The sequence below is a fragment of the Streptomyces sp. NBC_00038 genome, assembly GCF_026343635.1.
Lineage (GTDB): Bacteria > Actinomycetota > Actinomycetes > Streptomycetales > Streptomycetaceae > Streptomyces.
Genome location: NZ_JAPELQ010000001.1, coordinates 7543964 through 7563205, shown reverse-complemented (window position 1 = coordinate 7563205; position 19242 = coordinate 7543964). Strand labels below are relative to the sequence as shown.

General features: G+C 70.4%; 15 protein-coding genes. 4 read left to right on the top strand and 11 right to left on the bottom strand.

Annotation, left to right across the window (positions count from 1 at the left end; all coding sequences use genetic code 11):
• Positions 1-142: 142 nt before the first annotated feature.
• The 3 genes from smc to OG219_RS34280 all read right to left on the bottom strand — a co-directional run bounded on the left by smc (position 143) and on the right by OG219_RS34280 (position 4801).
• On the bottom strand, positions 143-3724 hold the full coding sequence (gene smc / locus OG219_RS34290; protein ID WP_266833117.1) for a chromosome segregation protein SMC: 3582 nt from the start codon (positions 3722-3724) through the stop codon (positions 143-145).
• 208 nt (positions 3725-3932) lie between these two features.
• Positions 3933-4133: a hypothetical protein gene (locus tag OG219_RS34285; RefSeq protein ID WP_266474634.1), complete on the bottom strand. Its 201-nt coding sequence runs from the start codon at positions 4131-4133 to the stop codon at positions 3933-3935.
• Between the two features lie 386 nt (positions 4134-4519).
• On the bottom strand, positions 4520-4801 hold the full coding sequence (locus OG219_RS34280; protein ID WP_266474636.1) for an acylphosphatase: 282 nt from the start codon (positions 4799-4801) through the stop codon (positions 4520-4522).
• Between the two features lie 142 nt (positions 4802-4943).
• Here OG219_RS34280 and OG219_RS34275 point away from each other — a divergent pair, with 142 nt between their 5' ends.
• The gene (locus OG219_RS34275; protein ID WP_266833114.1) at positions 4944-5906 is read left to right on the top strand and encodes a CAP domain-containing protein; all 963 of its coding nucleotides are present in this window, start codon (positions 4944-4946) and stop codon (positions 5904-5906) included.
• A gap of 66 nt (positions 5907-5972) precedes the next feature.
• Positions 5973-6380: a helix-turn-helix domain-containing protein gene (locus OG219_RS34270; RefSeq protein WP_266833112.1), complete on the top strand. Its 408-nt coding sequence runs from the start codon at positions 5973-5975 to the stop codon at positions 6378-6380.
• Positions 6381-6394: 14 nt separating this feature from the next.
• Here the strand turns inward: OG219_RS34270 and mutM are convergent, their stop codons facing one another.
• The 8 genes from mutM to recG all read right to left on the bottom strand — a co-directional run bounded on the left by mutM (position 6395) and on the right by recG (position 13844).
• Positions 6395-7255: a bifunctional DNA-formamidopyrimidine glycosylase/DNA-(apurinic or apyrimidinic site) lyase gene (gene mutM, locus OG219_RS34265; RefSeq protein ID WP_266833110.1), complete on the bottom strand. Its 861-nt coding sequence runs from the start codon at positions 7253-7255 to the stop codon at positions 6395-6397.
• Positions 7256-7365: 110 nt separating this feature from the next.
• Positions 7366-8208 carry a ribonuclease III gene (rnc, locus tag OG219_RS34260; RefSeq protein WP_266833108.1) on the bottom strand — a complete coding sequence of 281 codons (843 nt, stop codon included), beginning with the start codon at positions 8206-8208 and terminating at the stop codon, positions 7366-7368.
• 19 nt (positions 8209-8227) lie between these two features.
• Complete coding sequence (gene rpmF / locus OG219_RS34255) at positions 8228-8401, bottom strand: 50S ribosomal protein L32 (protein ID WP_006139588.1); 174 nt, start codon at positions 8399-8401, stop codon at positions 8228-8230.
• Positions 8402-8403: 2 nt separating this feature from the next.
• Positions 8404-9057 (bottom strand): DUF177 domain-containing protein, encoded by a 654-nt coding sequence (locus tag OG219_RS34250; protein ID WP_266833106.1) that lies wholly within the window; start codon positions 9055-9057, stop codon positions 8404-8406.
• A 126-nt stretch (positions 9058-9183) separates the two neighbouring features.
• Positions 9184-10260, bottom strand: a complete 1077-nt coding sequence (locus OG219_RS34245; RefSeq protein WP_266833104.1) for an ATP synthase F0 subunit B — start codon at positions 10258-10260, stop codon at positions 9184-9186.
• Positions 10261-10370: 110 nt separating this feature from the next.
• A complete protein-coding gene (gene coaD, locus OG219_RS34240) occupies positions 10371-10850 on the bottom strand; it encodes a pantetheine-phosphate adenylyltransferase (RefSeq protein WP_266836332.1) in 480 nt (159 codons plus the stop codon).
• Positions 10851-10876: 26 nt separating this feature from the next.
• On the bottom strand, positions 10877-11587 hold the full coding sequence (gene rsmD, locus OG219_RS34235) for a 16S rRNA (guanine(966)-N(2))-methyltransferase RsmD (RefSeq protein WP_266833102.1): 711 nt from the start codon (positions 11585-11587) through the stop codon (positions 10877-10879).
• A 37-nt stretch (positions 11588-11624) separates the two neighbouring features.
• Positions 11625-13844, bottom strand: coding sequence for an ATP-dependent DNA helicase RecG (gene recG / locus OG219_RS34230; RefSeq protein ID WP_266833100.1), 2220 nt, complete (start codon positions 13842-13844; stop codon positions 11625-11627).
• A gap of 163 nt (positions 13845-14007) precedes the next feature.
• On the opposite strand from recG, the gene OG219_RS34225 reads away from it, so the two are divergent.
• The gene (locus OG219_RS34225) at positions 14008-15846 is read left to right on the top strand and encodes an HSP90 family protein (protein WP_266833098.1); all 1839 of its coding nucleotides are present in this window, start codon (positions 14008-14010) and stop codon (positions 15844-15846) included.
• A complete protein-coding gene (locus OG219_RS34220; RefSeq protein WP_266833096.1) occupies positions 15843-19169 on the top strand; it encodes a tetratricopeptide repeat protein in 3327 nt (1108 codons plus the stop codon). Before OG219_RS34225 ends, OG219_RS34220 begins: the two co-directional genes overlap by 4 nt.
• Positions 19170-19242: the final 73 nt, after the last annotated feature.

Sequence of the window (19242 nt, the reverse complement as noted above, 5' to 3'; positions counted from 1 at the left end):
CGTTGCAGAGACTATGCCTTCAAGTTTCGAAGTCAACAGTCCGCTTGCTGTGAATTTTAGGCGCAGGGATGACCATGACTCGTTCAATACTTGAACTCAAGCGGAAGCCCAGGTCACGACCCGTGTGGGCTACACGCATCCACTAGCGGAGTCGCTGGCTGATGACCTTTGACACACCGTCGCCCTGCATCGAGACGCCGTACAACGCGTCGGCGACCTCCATCGTGCGCTTCTGGTGCGTGATCACGATCAACTGCGAGGCCTCCTGCAGCTCCTGCATGATCCGGATCAGCCGCTGGAGGTTGGTGTCGTCGAGCGCCGCCTCGACCTCGTCCATCACATAGAACGGACTGGGCCGCGCCTTGAAGATCGACACGAGCAGCGCCACGGCGGTCAGGGACCGTTCGCCACCGGAGAGCAGGCTCAGCCGCTTGACCTTCTTGCCCGGAGGGCGGGCCTCCACATCGACACCCGTGGTGAGCATGTTGTCGGGATCGGTCAGGATCAGCCGTCCCTCCCCTCCCGGGAACAACCGGCTGAAGACCCCCTCGAACTGCAGGGCGGTGTCCCGGTACGCCTCGGTGAAGACCTGCTCGACGCGCTCGTCGACCTCCTTCACCACTTGAAGCAGGTCCGTACGCGTCTTCTTGAGGTCCTCCAACTGCTCGCTGAGGAACTTGTGGCGCTCCTCCAGCGCGGCGAACTCCTCAAGGGCGAGCGGGTTGACCTTCCCGAGCTGCTGGTACGCCCGTTCGGCTGACTTGAGCCGCCGCTCCTGCTCGGCACGGTGGAAGGGCCGGGGCTGGTTGCGCGGATGCTCCGGGTCCTCGGGCAGTTCCTCACCCTCGGCGGGGAGCGAGGGCGGTACCGGCTGCTGCGGGCCGTAGTCGGCCACAAGACCCGCCGGTTCGACGCCCATCTCCTCCAGCGCCTTCGACTCCAGCTGCTCGATGCGCATCCGCTTCTCGGCGCCGAGTACCTCGCCGCGGTGAACCGAATCCGTGAGTTTGTCGAGCTCGCCCTTGAGGTCGCGTCCTTCGTTGCGGGCGAGGCCGAGCGCCTGTTCCCTGTGGGCCTTGGCGTTCTCGGCGGCGGCCCGTTCCTCCTGGGCCCTGGTCAGCGAGACCTCGACGTGCGCGAGCAGCTGCCGCGCGCCGGAGGCGACCGCCTCGGCGACCGCTGCTTCGTGCCGCAGCCTGGCCCGCCGCTGCTCGGCACGCGCGCGTGCCTCGCGTTCGGCACGCGCGGCCTTGTCGAGTCCGTCGGCCCGCCCGGCGAGCCCCTTGACCCGCTCCTCGTGCGTACGCACCTGGAGCCGGGCCTCCATCTCGGTCTGCCGCGCGTTGGCGCCGTCGGCGGCCAGCCGGTCCCGTACGCCGGTGTCGGGCTCCTCCTCCACCGGCATCTCCTCGGCGACGGTGAGCCGCTCGGCCAGCTCCTCCGCCTCCTCCACGGCCCGGTCGAGCGCGTCCTGCGCCCGCGCGGCGGCGGCGGTACTCCGCTCGGCCTCCCCCGCGGCGCCCCGCGCCTGCCCGGCCAGCCGCCCCAGCTGCTGCGCCACGGACGACTTCTCCCGCTCGGCGGCCCGCCGCCGCTCCCCCAACTCCTCGACGAGCGCTGCACATTCCTTCCGCCGCCCGGTGGCCTCGTGCTGCGCCTCGCCGAGCGACTCGCACCGCACAGCCAGCTCTTCGAGCTCCGCCGCCGCCTCGTCGACGGACGCCTGCACCTCCAGCAGACTCGGCGCCCCGGCCGACCCGCCGTGCGCGAAGTGCGCCCCCAGCAGGTCCCCTTCAGCGGTGACCGCGGTCAGCTCCGGCCGCCCGTAGACCAGTTCCTCGGCGTCCTCAAGGGTGCCCACCACCACGATCCCGCGCAGCAGCCGCCGTACGGCGGGCATGAGCTCGGCGGGACCACGGACGAGATCGGCGGCGTACGCAGGTCCCTCGCCGCGCTCCTGACGGGGTACGCCGCCCTCCGCCGCGTTGGCACCCCGTTCCTCCGGTGCCCCCGCCAGCAGCAACGCCGCCCGCCCCGCGTCCTGCTTGCGGAGCATACGGATGGCGTCCGCCGCCGAGGCGGGGGTGGTGACGGCGATGGCGTCGGCCGCGGCGCCGAAGGCGGCGGCCAGCGGGACCTCGAAGCCGGGGGTGACCGAGAGGAGTTCGGCCGCCGGGCCGAGAAGTCCGGTGAGGCGGTCCTTCGCGCCGAGCAGCGCTCCTGTGCCGTCCTTGCGGCGCAGTCCGAGGGCGAGGGCCTCTCGGCGGGCCTGGGTCGCGGCGCGCTTGCGTTCCGCTGCCGTGGCCGCCTCGCGCGCTGCTGTGAGCGCTGTTTCCGCGTCGGCCAGCGCCCGTTTGGCCGCCTCGTGCTGCTCCGTCAGCTCGGCGTCGTCCGCGTCGAGGCCGTCGACCTCCGCCTTCAGCTGCTCGTACTCCTCCTGGGCGGCGAACGCGCGCTCCTGGGCCTCGTCGCGCGAGGCGGCAAGGCGGTCGATCTCGGCCTGGGCGGAGGCGGCCCGGGAACGGGCGGCGTTGACCTGGCCGTTGAGGCGGGCGAGGCCCTCGCGGCGGTCGGCGATCGCGCGGGCGACGTCCTTGAGCCGGCGTTCCTCGACGGCGAGCTCGCGCTCCAGCTCGGCCCGGTGCGCGACGGTGTCCTCAAGGGCGTGCTCGGCGGCCTCCAGGGCAGCTTCGAGCTCGGCCTCCTGCTCCCGGATCCGCGCGGCCTCGCGCTCCATGTCCTCGGGGTCGCGCCCGCGCCGCTCCTCGGGAGGTGTCGAAGTCGCGCTCTTCACACGCGCGTCGGCCAGCGAGATCGTGCCGCGCACCCGCTCGGCGAGCTGCGACAGCTCGTACCAGGTCTGCTGGGCGCGCTGCAGACGAGGAGCGAGCTGGCGGACCTCGTCCTCCAGGAGCGCTTCGCGCTGCTGCGCCTTCTTCAGTTCGGCCTCGGCGGCTTCCTTGCGTTCCTTGAGCGCGGCCTCGTCGGCGACCTCGGTCTGGAGTGCCTGCCGCAGCCGTACGAGATCGTCGGCGAGGAGACGGAGCCGGGCGTCGCGCAGGTCGGCCTGGATGACGGCGGCGCGGCGCGCGACCGCGGCCTGCCGGCCCAGCGGCTTCAACTGCCGCCGCAGTTCGTCGGTCAGGTCCTGGACCCGCGCCAGGTTCGCCTGCATGGCGTCCAGCTTCCGCAGCGCCTTCTCCTTGCGCTTGCGGTGCTTGAGAACGCCCGCGGCCTCCTCGATGAAGGCGCGGCGGCCCATCGGGTCGGCGTGGAGTACGGAGTCGAGCTGGCCCTGTCCGACGATGACGTGCATCTCGCGGCCGATGCCGGAGTCACTCAGCAGTTCCTGGATGTCGAGCAGCCGACACGTGTCGCCGTTGAGCTGGTACTCGCTGCCGCCGTTGCGGAACATGATCCGCGTGATGGTGACTTCGGCGTACTCGATGGGCAGCGCGCCGTCGGAGTTGTCGATGGTGAGGGACACCTCGGCCCGGCCGAGCGGCGGACGCCCGGTGGTGCCGGCAAAGATGACGTCCTCCATCTTGCCGCCGCGCAGCGACTTGGCGCCCTGCTCGCCCATGACCCAGCTCAGCGCGTCCACGACATTGGACTTGCCCGAACCATTGGGGCCCACGACACAGGTGATGCCCGGCTCGAACCGCAGCGTGGTCGCCGAGGCGAACGATTTGAACCCGCGCAGGGTAAGGGCCTTGAGGTGCACGCCGCTGGACTCTACCTTTCGGACCGGTGTCACTCCATGAACGCGCGGTTTCACCCATGAACGTGCAGGGCACACCAGACGTTAAAGAGAGTGAAAGAGTGCACGGGGGAAAGAAGAAGGGACGCCGAAGAGGCGTCCCTTGCAATTCTGACAACTTAGCGGTTGATGTGGGCTGCCCAACCACTGCTGTCGTGGTGCGATGCAGTGATCAGGTGAGCGCAGGCTCCGCCTGGGGTACGTCGAGATCAAGAAGCGAGTCGTGAGAAGCGGCAGCCGCGAGCGCGTCGTTCTCGGCCTGGATCCGTACGAGTTCGGATTCCAGGTCCTGTACGCGCTGCTGGAGCCGTCGCATCTCGGCAATGAGTCGCGGGTCGGAACCGCCGACGTAACCGAGAAGCGCCTTTGCCATGATGGATGGTCCTCCACACTGAGTGACCGACCGAAACGGTGTGGGTCGATGGGTCGTGAGGGAATCGCACCCGCGATGCTTGACACTTTTAAGTTCTTGCTGCTGTTCCACATGCCAAACAGCTAAGGTGCGCGGGGCTTTCAGCGTCTCACCAAAAAGTTTGACGGTCAACACGATCACGCCCCGTACTGGCGGACAACCCGGGGGTGCGCGGCCCTGGAAGGGCGGCGCTGCGACTCCTGCGGGCCCTGGGGGCATGGAGATCATCCGTACTCGCGGAGCCTGCCACTACGAGCCGTCCTTGGCAACCACCTGGGCCTTTCCGCTTCTGGCAGGTGCCATTGGTATGTCCGGTCGCTCCGGCCCGGCCCGTCGCACCGTCCCCGTCAGCGGATGAGGAAGCCGTCGTAGATCCCGCGGGGCGTGTCCCAGATCTCAGTGACTCCGTCCACGCGCCCGGGTGTGTCGTCGCCCTGGAGCCAGTCGAGCAGACTCTGGCAGCCGGCCCGAGGGCCCTCCGCGACCACTTGGACCCGTCCGTCGTCCAAATTGAGAGCAAAACCACTCAGCCCCCCGATCTCCAGCGCCTTGGCCCGCGTGAACCAGCGGAAACCCACGCCCTGGACCCGCCCGCGTACCCAGACGACGACCCGTACAACCTCGTTCATGGGTGCACGCTAACCGGACAATGTCTCTCGGAGCACTTCCTCCCCTTGCGCCATGGGGTACCGTCCCGACCCAATGAGTCTCATATGAAACTCACTCTTTCGAGTGAGGTTCACTGACTGCAAGATCGAGGAAGGCCAGGAGATGGGACGCCACCGACGCTCAGCCGCCGGCCGCGCCGCCACAGGTCGCGCCACCGGGGGCACGGACACCCGCACGGACCGCACGGTCATCGACGGTCCCTACGGGCCGGAGAACCTGTACGGCTACGCGGCTGTCGCCGACTTCCCGAGCGGCGCCCGCGCCCGCTCGCACCGCAAGAGGAAGGGTGCGACCCCCGTACGTACGGGGCTGCTCGGCGTGTCCGCCGCCGTGGCCCTGGGCACCGTCGCCGTCGCGGCCGGTGTGCTGCCCGGCAGCGAGAACTACTCGCTCGGCGGTGGCGGCAACGCCGACAACGTGCAGGCCGCGGGCTCCCCGTCCAGCGTGGAGACCCAGCAGGGCGGCACCTCGGGCAGCGCGGAGGACGAGCGCGACGACACGGGGACGAGCCGTGACGCCGAGCGCTCCGCCTCGCCCTCGGCCGCCCCCTCCACGCCGTCGGCCGCTCCGACGACCGAGCCGGCGAAGAAGCCCACGACCAAGCCCACCAAGACGAAGACTCCTTCGAAGCCTGCCGAGAAGGAAACGAAGGCTCCGAAGACCACCGCCCCCGTGACGGTGTCCGCCGAGACCGCAGCCGAGGCCGCGGTGCTCGAGCTGGTCAACACGGAGCGGGCCAAGGTGGGTTGCAGCCCGGTGGCGGCGAACAGCGCCCTCTCCGAGCTGGCCTCGGTCTTCAGCGAGGACATGGCCGCGCGCGGCTTCTTCGACCACACCGACCCGGACGGCGCCACCCCCTGGGACCGTGCGGCGACCGCCGGGATCACCAACCTGGGCGGCGAGAACATAGCCCGCGGTCAGTCCACCGCCGAGGCCGTGATGGAAGCCTGGATGAACAGCCCCGGCCACCGCGCCAACATCCTGAACTGCGACTTCAAGACCCTGGGCGTGGGCGTGCACATCGCCTCCGGCGGCCCCTGGTGGACGCAGGACTTCGGCTACTGAGGCCAGTCACTAACCCGCAGTTAGTGCAACCTGTCGGTTAGCGCTGTGCCGGAGTATCGTGCGTGCATGGAATCAGCTGTGCGGAACACCGAGTGCGGTGAGTCCCAGGACTTCGCGTACAACGTGTTCGCCCGGAACTGCCCGTCCCGGGGCACGCTGGAGCACGTCACCGGCCGCTGGGGCGCACTCACCCTCGGGGCACTGCACGAGGGCACGCTCCGTTTCAACGAGCTGCGCCGCCGTGTCGACGGCGTCAGCGAGAAGATGCTCTCCCAGACGCTCCAGGCGCTGGAGCGCGACGGCCTGGTGCACCGCGACGCGCAGCCGACCAATCCACCACGCGTCGACTACACGCTCACACCGCTGGGCCGGGAGGTCGCCGAGCGTCTGCTGACCCTCATCCACTTCATGGAGGGCCGCATGGACGACGTGCTCGAGTCCCGCACGCGCTACGACGAGACGCGCCAGGCCTAAGCCTTGGACGGGCTCTATGCGCTCGCGCGCGGCGGCCGCTGGCATCGCGGGCAGAAGTAGCTGGACCGGTTCATCCAGGCGCGCCGCCGTATCGGTGTCCCGCACCGCCCGCAGGGCTCGCCCTCACGGCCGTACGCGTCGAGCGAGCGGTCGAAGTAGCCCGATTCCCCGTTGACGTTGACGTAGAGGCTGTCGAAGCTGGTGCCGCCGGCGGCGAGGGCGTCGTTCATGACGTCGCGGATGTGGCCGAGCAGCTCGGCGGTGCGCGGCCGGGTGAAGGTTCCCGTGGGGCGTTCGTAGTGCAGCTTGGAGCGCCAGAGCGCCTCGTCCGCGTAGATGTTGCCGACCCCGCTGATCAGCGACTGGTCGAGCAGCGCGCGTTTGATCGTCGTACGTCGGGCACGCAGCGCCGTGTGGAAAGCGTCGTCGTCGAAGAGGGGGTCGAGCGGGTCGCGTGCGATGTGCGCGATGACGTCCGGAAGGCCGTCCGAGGTGTTCTCGTGCAGGGAGAGTCCACCGAAGGTGCGCTGGTCGACGAAGCGGAGCTCGGTGCCCCGGCCGTCCTCGAAGCGGATGCGGACGCGCAGGTGCTTCTCGTCCGGGGCGTCCTCGGGCTGGACCAGGAGCTGGCCGCTCATGCCGAGGTGCGCGAGCACGGAGTACGGGGAGTCGGCGAGGGGCAGCCACAGGTACTTGCCCCGGCGCCTGGCCTCGCCCACGCGATGGCCTGCGAGGGCCTTCGCGAAACCGTCGGGCCCGGCCAAGTGCCGTCGCACGGCCCGCGGATGCCGTACCTCCACGGTCTTCACGACCCGGCCGCTGACCCAGCGCTCCAGGCCGCGCCGCACGACTTCGACCTCGGGCAACTCAGGCACGGTGCTCCTCCGGGGGATGCGATACGAACCCCGCCGCTGCGCGAGCGCTGCGACGGGGTTCGGATACTGCGGGTACCTCAGTTACTGCGGGTGCTGCGGTTGTGAAGGAATCAGGCCGTGGCCGAATCGCTCGTCGGAGCCGAGGGGGTGTCGGCGTTCCCCTCGGTGACCTGGGCTGCCGCTTCTTCTGCGGCGGCCCTGGCCGACTTCGCGCGTTCGTCCGCGTCGGAACGGATCGCACGCCACGCGGACTCCGCGGCCTGCTGTTCCGCTTCCTTCTTGCTGCGGCCGGTGCCGGTGCCGTACGAGACGCCTCCGACGCGGGCGGCAGCAGTAAAGGTCTTCTCGTGGTCCGGTCCTGTCTCCGAGACCAGGTACTCGGGAACCCCGAGCCCTTCGGTCGCGGTGAGCTCCTGGAGACTGGTCTTCCAGTCCAGGCCGGCACCGAGATTCGAGGACTTCTCGATCAGCGGGTCGAAGAGCCGGTGGACGAGCTCGCCCGCCGCTTCCAGACCCTGGTCGAGATAGACCGCGCCGATCACCGCTTCAAGGGTGTCGGCGAGGATGGATGCCTTGTCCCGGCCTCCCGTGCCTTCCTCGCCCCGGCCGAGCCGGATGAAGGAGCCGAGTTCGAGCCCGCGGCCCACCTCCGCCAGCGCACGAGAATTGACCACCGCGGCCCGCAGCTTGGCCAGTTGGCCTTCTGGGAGGTCGGGGTGGGTCGTGTACAGCGTGTCCGTGACCACGAGGCCGAGCACGGAGTCCCCGAGGAACTCCAGGCGTTCGTTGGTCGGCAGACCGCCGTTCTCGTACGCGTACGAACGGTGGGTCAGCGCACGCACCAGAAGGGCGGACTCGAGCTTGTAGCCGAGCCGCCCTTCCAGAAGCGTGTGGGACGAGGCTGTGTTGTCCGCCTTTTTCTTGGCGTTTGAATCCGCCTGGGCGTCAGACATCAGACCTCTCACCAGCCGCTCAGACCTCGAGGACCTGGCGCTTGTTATAGGTGCCGCAAGCGGGGCACGCGATGTGCTGCAGCTTGGGCTCGTGGCAGCGCTCACACGCAACCAGGGTGGGGACCGCAGCCTTCCACTGCGACCGGCGGTGGCGCGTGTTGCTGCGCGACATCTTCCGCTTCGGAACAGCCACGGCTACTTCTCCTGCTTCTCGTCGGCGTGCGCAGATGAAAGCGCGCCGCCGCCCAACTCGTCCTTCTCGCCATCTTCGAGTGAACCGGCGAGTCCCTGCAGTGCCGCCCAACGGATGTCGACGGCGTCGTGTTGGTGGTCCGGGGCGTCCGCGAGCCGGGCTCCGCATTCGGAGCACAGGCCGGGGCAGTCGTCCTGGCACACCGGCTGCATCGGCAGTGCGAGCACCACCGCATCACGCAGCACGACTTCGAGGTCGAACAGGCCGTCCTCGAGGAAGAGCGTGTCCTCGTCGTCCTCGGCGTCGTCGGCCGGCTCCGCTTTGGGGCGGCCCCGGTCGTCGGCGTCAGGGTACGAGAACATCTCCTGGAATTCCGCTTCGAGCTCCAGCTCGAGCGGCTCCAGACACCTTACGCACTCCCCCTTGGCCAGTGCACGGGCGGTGCCTGTGACAAGCACACCTTCCATGACCGACTCAAGCCGGAGTTCGAGCTCCACCGGGGCGCCTTCCGGCACTCCGATGACTCCCTGGATCCCGAGGTCCTTGGGAGCGTCGATCGTGCGGGAAAGGCGCTGCAGCGCGCCAGGACGCCGCCCCAGCTCATGTGTGTCGAACACGAGCGGGTTGCGGTGGTCGAGGCGGGCGTTCAGAGCCATTCCTGCTTTCGATCTTCGAAGCTCAAGGGGGTGCTGCCCATGATGTTCCGGGCAGCGGTGATCGCGGACGTACACGCGACCGAAGAGCCAGGATACTGGACCTTTCGCTCTCGGCCCAATCCGGTGTCAGCGCCCCTGTTCGTACGCCCGCAGCTGCTCCGCACTGATCATGCTCGTGTCGAAGAGGCTGGTCTCGTCGAGCGCCTGCGCGTGCGGGTCCTGGGCGTGCCCCTGCGGCTGCGCGTAGGCCTGCTGCTGGCTCTGGTCGTACGCCGGCTGCTGGTCGTAGCCCTGCTGCTGCGGGTAGGCGGCGTACGGGTCGGCGGTCTGCTGCTGGTAGCCGTACGCGTCCTGCTGGGCATACTGCTGCTGGTAGCCGTACGGATCCGGGGCCTGCTGCTGGTAGGCGTACGCGTCCTGCTGGACGTAGCCCTGCTGCTGGGCCGGGATCTCCGGGGCCTGGGGCTCCGCGGGCTGCTCGGGGGCCTCCGTGCCCGCGAGGCCCGCCAGGTAGTCGTTGTCGTTCGTGTGGTGCACGGGTGTCCCGTCCTCCGTGAGGAGGCCGAGGTCGTCGCTGGCGATCCGGCCGTGCAGCTTCTGGCGGCCGCGGCCGACGGCGTCCAGGGTCTTGGCGAGGACGGCCTCGAAGGCGCCGAGCTTGACGTCGACGTACTCGTCGGCGCTCCGGCGCAGGGTCTCCGGGTCGTGGCTGCGCTCGGGGGCGTCCTCGTCCTCGTAGCCCTGGTCGTCGACCCCGGGGCCGGTACCGAGTAGCTTCTCGCGGCCGCGGCCGACGGAGCCGAGGGTCTTGGTGAGGACGACCTCGAAGTTGGCGAGCTTGGAGTCGACGTAGTCGTCGGCCTCCGCGCGGACCTCCTCGGCCTCCTGGCGGGCCTCGGCGAGGATGCGGTCGCCTTCGGCCTGGGAGCGCCGGGCGACCTCCGTGTCGGAGATCAGTGAGCCTCGCTCGGCGTGCGCGGTCTCGATGATCCGCTCGGCCTCCTGGCGGGCGTGCTCGACCAGCTGCTCGCGGCCGCCGATCAGCTCCTCGGCCTGCGCGAGGGAGCCGGGCAGCGCCTGACGCACCTCTTCGAGCATGGCGAGCAGCTCGGCGCGGTTGACCACGCACGAGGCCGACATGGGCATGGAACGGGCGCTGCCGACCGACGCGACGATCTCATCGAGCTTCTTCTGCACGTCCACCGTGTGCTCGCCACTCTCTACAGCTGTGATGGAGACGGACGGGTCGACTGTACGACCACTCCCGCCCCGCCCGACACCGGGTGACGGACTGTCAGGTCCCCGGGGCGGACTCAGTCATGGCTGAGACGCTCCTTGAGCGCCTCCAGGACCAGCGGAGGCACCAGGTGGGAGACGTCGCCGCCCCAGGTCGCGACCTCCTTGACGAGCGAGGAGGACAGGAAACTGTAGGTCGGGTTGGTGGGGACGAAGAGGGTCTCCACGCCCGACAGCCCGATGTTCATCTGGGCCATCTGCAGCTCGTAGTCGAAGTCGCTCACGGCGCGCAGGCCCTTGACGATCGCGGGGATGTCGCGCTGCTTGCAGAAGTCGACGAGGAGGCCGTGGAACGCCTCCACCTCGACGTTGCCGAACTCGGCGGTGACCTCGCGGATCAGCTCGATCCGCTCGTCGATCTCGAAGAGACCCTTCTTGGACTGGTTGATCATCACCGCGACGTGTACGACGTCGTACAGCTTGGAGGCTCTGGCGATGATGTCGAGATGTCCATTGGTGATCGGGTCGAACGACCCGGGACAGACGGCGCGGCGCAACTGAGGTCCCTCGCTCTCCAGTCCGGTCATCGTGCGTCTTCGCACGTAGAGGCGGCGCGACCGTACCAAAACGTCCCCTCGCCGTAACGACGGGCCCTGATCGCCGCGAAACCGTCCGGCCACCCGAATTCGCCGCCTCTGGTGCTGCGCTCCACGGTGACGAGGGCATCGGCCGCGAGCCAGCCCCCCGTCCGGAGTGTGAGCAGAATCTCGCGAAGATCGTCGTCGGAGACGGCGTACGGAGGGTCGAGGAAGACCAGGTCGTACGGGTCCGCCGGCGCGGGCGCCTGGACGATCTGTTCCGCTTTGCCCGGTCTGACCTCGGCGCCGGGCAGGCCCAGTGACTTCACGTTCTCGCGGATGACGCGGGCCGCGCGGGCGTCGGCCTCCACGAGCAGGGTGTGCCCGGCACCCCGGCTGAGCGCCTCCAGGCCCACGGCACCCGACCCGGCGTACAGGTCGAGGACGCGCTCGCCCTCCAGGGGGCCGCCGAGCAGCGACTGCCAGGTGGAGAAGAGGCCCTCGCGCGCCCGGTCGGAGGTGGGCCGGGTGCGGGTTCCCGGCGGGACGGCTAGGCGGCGTCCGCCGGCTGCGCCGGCGATCACGCGGGTCATCTCGGGTCCTTGTTCGACGGGATGGTTACGGATCCAGTTTGGCAGGCGGGGGTAGGGGGTGCTTTGCGTCGGGGCCGCCGCGGGTTCGTTCTGGTTGCTCGCGCCCACGCGGCGGAGCCGCATATCGGCACGGCCCCGCGCCCCTAAAAGGGCGCTGCCATCACCCCTTGTCCAAGAACTGCTCCCTCTCCTCGTCCAGCAGGGCCTGGAGAGCCGTGCGCAGGCCGGGGAACCCTTCGAGCTCAGGGTCGGCGGCGACGACCGTGGTGGCCTCCTCGCGGGCCTCGGCGATGATGTCCTCGTCCTCGATGACGGCCAGCATGCGCAGCGAGGAGCGGACGCCGGACTGGGCCTGGCCGAGGACATCGCCCTCGCGGCGCTGTTCGAGGTCGATGCGGGAGAGTTCGAAGCCGTCGAGCGTGGACGCCACCGCGTTCAGCCGCTGGCGTGCCGGGCTCGCCTCCGGCATCTCGGTGACCAGCAGGCACAGGCCGGGGGCCGAGCCACGGCCGACACGGCCGCGGAGCTGGTGGAGCTGCGATACGCCGAACCGGTCGGCGTCCATGATCACCATCGCCGTGGCGTTCGGCACGTTCACGCCGACCTCGATGACGGTCGTCGCGACCAGGACGTCGGTCTCGCCCGCGGCGAAGCGGCGCATGACGGCGTCCTTGTCGTCGGGCTGCATCCTGCCGTGCAGGACTTCGACCTTGAGGCCCTGGAGCGGGCCGTTGGCCAGGTGGTCCGCGATGTCGAGGACGGCGAGCGGCGGGCGCTTCTCGGCTTCGTCCTCCGGCGACTTCTTCTTGCTCTTGGCCTTGCTCGGGTCGTCCTCCTCGTCGCCGATGCGGGGGCAGACGACGTACGCCTGATGGCCGTTCTCCACTTCCTCGCGCACGCGCTCCCACGCACGCGACAGGAAGTGCGGTTTGTCGGCGGCGGGGACGACATGGGTGGCGATCGGCGAGCGCCCGGCGGGGAGCTGGTCGAGGACCGAGGTCTCCAGGTCGCCGAAGACGGTCATCGCGACGGTGCGCGGGATGGGTGTGGCGGTCATGACGAGCAGGTGCGGGGGCTGCTTGCCCTTGCCGCGCAGGGCGTCGCGCTGCTCGACACCGAAGCGGTGCTGCTCGTCGACGACGACCAGGCCCAGGTCGTGGAACTGCACCTTGTCCTCGATCAGCGCATGGGTGCCGATGACGATCCCGGCCTCACCCGTGACGAGGTCGAGGAGCGCCTTCCGTCGGGCGGCGGCCCCCATGGACCCAGTGAGCAGCACGATCTTCGTGGAGTGCTCGACGCCTCCGAGCATCCCGCCCTCGGCCAGCTCGCCCATCATCTCCGTGATCGAACGGTGGTGCTGCTGGGCGAGCACTTCGGTGGGCGCGAGCATGGCGGCCTGCCCGCCCGAGTCGACGACGGCGAGCATGGCGCGCAGGGCCACCATCGTCTTCCCGGAACCGACCTCTCCCTGGAGCAGCCGGTGCATCGGATGCTCGGTCGCGAGGTCGTCGAAGATCTCCTTGGAGACCTTCTGCTGGCCCTCGGTGAGGGTGAAGGGAAGTTTGGCGTCGAAGGCGGTGAGGAGGCCGGACGGCTTGGGTTCGCGGGCCACGGCGGGGAGTTGGGCGTCGGCGTACCGGCGGCGGGCCAGGGCTACCTGGAGGACGAAGGCCTCGTCCCACTTGAGCCGGGCGCGGGCGTCCAGGACGTCCGCCTTGGTCTGCGGACGGTGGATCTTCAGAAGTGCCTCGGGTAGAGCGACGAGACCACGGCCGTCCCGCAGTGAGTCCGGGAGCGGGTCGACGGCCTCCTGGGCGTTCGGCAGGACCGTCTGCACGGACTTGGCGATCTTCCAGGACTCCAGCTTGGCGGTGGCCGGGTAGAGCGGGATGAGGGCGCCGGCCCAGGAGCCGACGGTCTCGGTCGCCTCGTCGTCGTCGCCGCGCAGCAGCTCGTACGCCGGATGGGCCAGCTGGAGGCGGTGGTTGAAGACGGAGACCTTGCCGGAGAACATCGCGCGCGTGCCGGGCAGCAGGTCCTTGTGGGGCTTGTGCACGCCGTGGCCGAAGAAGACCAGCTGGAGGCGGCCGCTGCCGTCCGTGATGGTCACTTCGAGGCGCTGGCCCTTGCCGCGGGGGGCCTTGGACGAGGCGAAGCTGTGCAGGCGCGCGTCGGCGACCTGGGCGACCACCGTCACATGCTCGTCCATGGGCAGGTCGGCGAGGTGGGTGAGCTGGCCGCGCTCCTCGTATCTGCGGGGATAGTGGTGCAGCAGATCACCGACGGTGTGCAGGCCGAGGTGCTCGGCCATCACCTTCGCGGTGGCGGGACCGAGCGCATTTTTCAGTGGTTCTTCGAGCGCGGACACGAGATCCATTGCACACCACCGCACTGACAATGCCGTATACGTCCTGGAAATCCGCTGGTCAGGCGGGTCGTTCCGGGCCTAGGATGACGCGCTCCGGCCCTCTTCGCGGTCACCGTCCCCCGGGACCGCCCGACCCCGCGCCGTCGCCCGTCCCCCCACCGGCGCTGCGACGATGGATTCTCAGACCTCACAGTCATCCCAGGCATCCCAGTCACCTCATACGTTCCAGGTCGACCTGCGCGGTTTGGTGGACCTGCTCTCCCATCACCTCTACTCGAGTCCCAAGGTCTATCTGCGCGAGCTGCTGCAGAACGCCGTGGACGCGATCACCGCCCGGCGCGCGGAACAGCCGGACGCTCCTGCCACCGTGCGCCTGTACGCCCAGGACGGCACCCTGCGCGTCGAGGACTCCGGGATCGGGCTCACCGAGTCCGACGTGCACAGCCTCCTCGCGACCATCGGCCGCAGCTCCAAGCGGAACGACGGTCTGGAGTCGGCGCGTTCGGACTTCCTGGGCCAGTTCGGCATCGGGTTGCTCGCGTGCTTCGTGGTGGCCGAGCGGATCCGGGTCGTCAGCCGCAGCGCGCGTACGCCCGAGGCGCCGCCCGTGGAGTGGACGGCGGCCGACGACGGCTCGTACACCGTGCGCACGCTGCCGCACGAGGCGCGCACCGAACCGGGCACCACCGTGCACCTGGTGGCGCGGGCCGGGGCCGGCGAGTGGCTCACGGAGGAGAAGGTCCGGTCGCTGGCCCGGGACTTCGGCGCGCTGCTGCCGTACGACGTCCGCGTCGGCGACGAAGCGATCACGGACCTTCCGGCGCCCTGGGACCGCGCGTACCCGAGCCCCGCCACCCGAAGGGTGGCCCTGGCGCGGCACTGCCACGACCTGTTCGGGTTCACGCCGCTGGACTCGATCGACCTGGACGTGCCGCTCGCCGGGATCCGGGGGGTGGCGTACGTCCTGCCGTCCTCGGTCAGCCCGGCCCAGCGCGCGAGCCATCGCGTGCACCTGAAGGGCATGCTGCTCACCGAGCGGGCCGAACAGCTGCTGCCCGACTGGGCGTTCTTCGTGCGCTGCGTCCTGGACACGGACAGTCTGCGGCCCACGGCATCGCGCGAGTCGCTGTACGAGGACGAGACCCTGGCCGCCGTACGCGAGGCGCTGGGCGAGCGGATCCGGTCCTGGCTGACCGGGCTCGCGGCCGGCGACCCGGAGCGGCTGGAGGCCTTCCTCTCCGTGCACCACCTGGGCGTGAAGTCCCTTGCCCGGCACGACACCGAGATGCTGCGCACGATGCTGCCGTGGCTGCCGTTCGAGACGACCGACGGGCGGCTCTCCCTGGAGGAGTTCGCCCAGCGGCACCCGGTCGTGCACTTCACGCGGACCGTGGAGGAGTACCGGCAGGTCGCGCCGATCGCCTCCGCGCAGGGCGTCGGGGTCGTCAACGGCGGCTACACGTACGACAGCGAACTGGTGGAGGCGCTGCCGTCGGTGCGTCCCGGGACGGTCGTCTCGGAGCTGGACGCCGACACCGTGACTGCGCACCTTGACGCGGTCGACCCGGCCGAGGAGCTGGCGCTGTCGGCCTTCCTGGGGGCCGCCCGGGCGAAACTCGACCCCCTGGGCTGCGATGTGGTCCTGCGGGCCTTCCACCCGCTCTCGGTCCCGGCCCTGCATCTGGACGACCGGGCGGGCCGCCACGAGCAGGCCCGTGCGGAGGCCGAGGACCAGGCCGACGACCTGTGGGCCGGCATCCTCGGCTCGCTGCGCGGCAGCGCTCCACGCGCGCGTCTGGTGCTCAACCACCTCAACCCGCTGATCCGGAGGATCAGTTCACTGGACGACCCGGAGCTGATCGGCACCGCCACGGAGTCCCTCTACGGACAGGCCCTGCTGATGGCCCAGCGCCCGCTGCGGCCCGCGGACTCCGCGCTCCTCAACCGCGCGTTCATCGGCCTCCTCGAATGGGCCACGCACACCAACTCCGGGGAGGACGGCCAGCGATGAGCGGGATCGACGGAATCACGGACTTCGAGGCCCTCCGCGAGGCGATGGCGGACAACTACGAACAGCCGGAGGGACCGGCCCGCAACGCGCGCGCGGAGCAACTGCTCACCGCGGCCGAGAAACTCGGCATCCCCCTCGCGGTGATCGAGGCGCTCGGGCATCAGCTGAAGGTCTACAACTACAGCTCCGAGAAGGACAAGATGTTCGTCCCCTTCGCGCGCCTGCTGCGCATGTGGGACGAACGCCCCGAGGACTTCGACGAGTACGAGATCCACTCCCTGCACTGGGTCTTCAAGTGGATGTCGGCCGGAATGCTGGACCAGCCGCACATTCCGCTCGCCTCCATCCAGAAGTGGCTCGGCGAGATGGAGCACCGCTACCGGCTCGCCGGACACTCCGAACGGGCCGTACGCAGCGCCGAGTTCAGCGTGGCCGCCCACCTCGGGGACCTGGACCGCGCCGAGCGGGCGTACGCCGCCTGGCTGGCCGCCGACCGGGACACCATGGCCGACTGCCACGCGTGCGAGCTGCACGGGCAGGGGTGGTGGCGGGCGCAGCGCGGCTCCGACGCGGAGGCGCTGGAGCTGTGGGGCCCTGTCCTGGAGGGCGAGTACTCCTGCGCCCATGAGCCGCACACCGTCCTCGCGTCCTCCCTGGTGCCCCTGTTGCGCCTGGGGCGTGTGGACGAGGCGCGCGCCCACCATCTGCGGGGCTTCCGGCTCGTCCGCGCCATGGAGAGCATGCGCGGCGCGTACGCGGACCACGTGGAGTTCTGCGCGCTCTCCGGCAACGAGGCGCGCGCGCTGGAACTGCTCGCCGAGCGCCCCGCATACTTCACGGACTCCGGGGACCCGCGCAGCAAGCTGGACTTCATGGCCGTGGTGGCCCTCCTGATGGACCGCTTGACCTCCCTCGGGCTCGGCGACCAGGCGGTCCCCGGTCCGGCCGGCCGCGCCTGGACCGCGCACGACCTCGCCGCCCACGCGCGCGGGGAGGCGCTTTCGCTGGCGGCGCGCTTCGACGCGCGCAACGGCACGTCGTACGTCAGCGAGCGCGCCCGCTCGCGGATGAACCAGCCGACGCTCGTGGACCGCCTGCCGCTGGGCGTGCGCTCACCGCGCCCCGCGCCCACGGCGCACGCGCCCCGGCCGCCCGCCGTCACGGAACCCGCCGCCGAGCCCGACCTGCCCGCGCTGCTCACCGAGGCCCGCCGCCTCTCGGACTCCCGGAGCCCGGACGCCGTCGAGGCCTGGGCGGCGGTCTCGCGTGCCGCCGACGGCCACGAACTGGAAGCCCGCGACCGCGCGGAGATCGCCGACCACGCGGCGATGGGGCTCGGCCCGGACGGCATCGACCTCTTCCATCACGCGGCCGAGCTGTACGCCGAGGCGGACGACCCCGGCGAGGCCCTCGCAGCCCACGCCCGCGCCGCATACGTACTCGCGCTGACGGGCGAGTCCGAGGAGGCCCTGACGGCCGTCTCGGAGCTGTACGAGCGGGCGCTCACGCTCTTCGCGGAGGGCAGGACCGGGGTGTCTCAGACGGCGTCCGTGCTGGTGGGGCGAGCGCGGGTTCTGATGCATCGGGTGGATGAGTTGGGGGGTGGAACGGAGGCTGAGCCCGAGGGTGAGGCCGGGGTCCTGGATCGTACCGAGACCGAGACCGGAGTCTCGGCGGAGGCCGGGACCAAGGGCGCGGACGACGGTACGGGGCCGGGGGCAGCCGGGGGCGCTGGGGCGGCCGACGGTGCGGGTGGGGCCCAGGGCGCGGGGCACGACAGCACTGCCACGCCCGAAGATACGGACGAAGCCCGAAGCGCAGCCGCACGCGAAGGTGCAGGCTCAGTCCAGGGCACTGGCACGCCAACCAGTGCGAGTTCAGGCGCAGCCCAGGACGCGGCCAACCACGACAGCACAGCCACCCCCCAAAGTGCGGGCGCAGCAACCACCGAAGATGCAGGTGCAGCCGGCAGCACAAGTGCACCGCGAGGAGGCGTCGTCGGTGCTGCCGAAGCCGCGGCGCGGGAGTTGTTGGCTCTTGCCGAGCCGCATGTCGGGGACGTGCGGCTGGCCTCGCGGGCCGCGGAGGCGCAGGCGATGCTCGGGGAGCTCGCGGCGCGTTCCGGGGACGTCGAGCAGGCCGCGGAGCTGCTTTGGCGGGCTGTCGAGACCTACGTGTCGGCCGGGCTGCCATGGTTCGCCGTGGAGCATGAGGCGCGGCTCGCCGGCATCTCCCTGCACCTGGGCGACGCCGAGGCGGCGGAGCGGGCGGCGCGCGCGGCGCTGGAGCACGGCGCGCTGCACATGGAGGCGCCGGGTCATGCGCAGCTGCACCTCCAGCTCGCTGAAATCCTCGGCGGCACCGGGCAGTTCGGGCCCGCCGCCCAACACGCCCTGGAGGCCGCGCACTGGGCCGACGAAGCGGGCCAGAGTGCCACGCTCGGCGCCTGGGCCCGGCACCAGCTCGGCGGTTTCCTGGTCCGTCTGGGGCGGTGGGCCGAGGCCGCCGAGATACTGGAGTCCGCGCTGCCCGATCTGACCACCGACATGCACGGCGACGGTGCGATCGTGCAGACCCAGTGGTGGCTCGGCGACTGTCTCACCGAACTCGGCGATCACCGCGAGGCCGCCGAACGCTGGCTGCAGGCCGCCGACATCGCCCGCCACTGGCCCGAACAGCGCGACCACGCGATGCTCGCCCATCTCGCGGCCGAGGCCCTCGGCCACGCCGGGCTGCCCGCCCAGGCGGACCAGGCGTACGCCCGGGCCGGCGACCTCTGGCGCGAGCTCGGCAACGTCCACGGGCTGGTGCGCTCGCTGCGGGCCCGTGCCTGGGCAGCCGCCCGTACGGAGGCGGGACTCGACGGGGCACGGGAGTTGATGACAGCAGCGGTGCGGGAGTGCGAGGTCGCGATCCAGGACGTGCCTGTCTCCTCCGACTCCCCCGAGGACGAGGGCGTGCAACTTCGCCTCGTCGCCGAACTCGGGCACACCTACCGTCAGTTCGGCGACCTGGTGGCTCGTTCCGTGCCGGACGACGCGGAGGAGGCTTCGACCTCGGCCGCTTTCGAGGAGGCCCTGGCTCACGTCACGCAAGCCATCTCCGTGTTCGCTTCCCTCGGGGACGAGGTCCTCGAAGTCCGTACCGGTGCCGAACTCGCCGCCGGCTGGCTGGAGGCGGACCTTCGCCGGCCCGCCGCGGCTTCGGCACGCGCGCGTGCGGTGCTTTCCGCGTACGCGGGGGTGGAGGGGGAGACCGCCGAGGCGCGGCGCGCGGAGGCGGAGAACATGCTGAAGCTGACGGGGGCGCAGGCGGAGCGGTGACTGGTGGGGGTGGGTGGGTTTTTTCGCCCCCTCCGCCCCTACCCATTCCCGTCACTTGGGGGCTCCGCCCCCA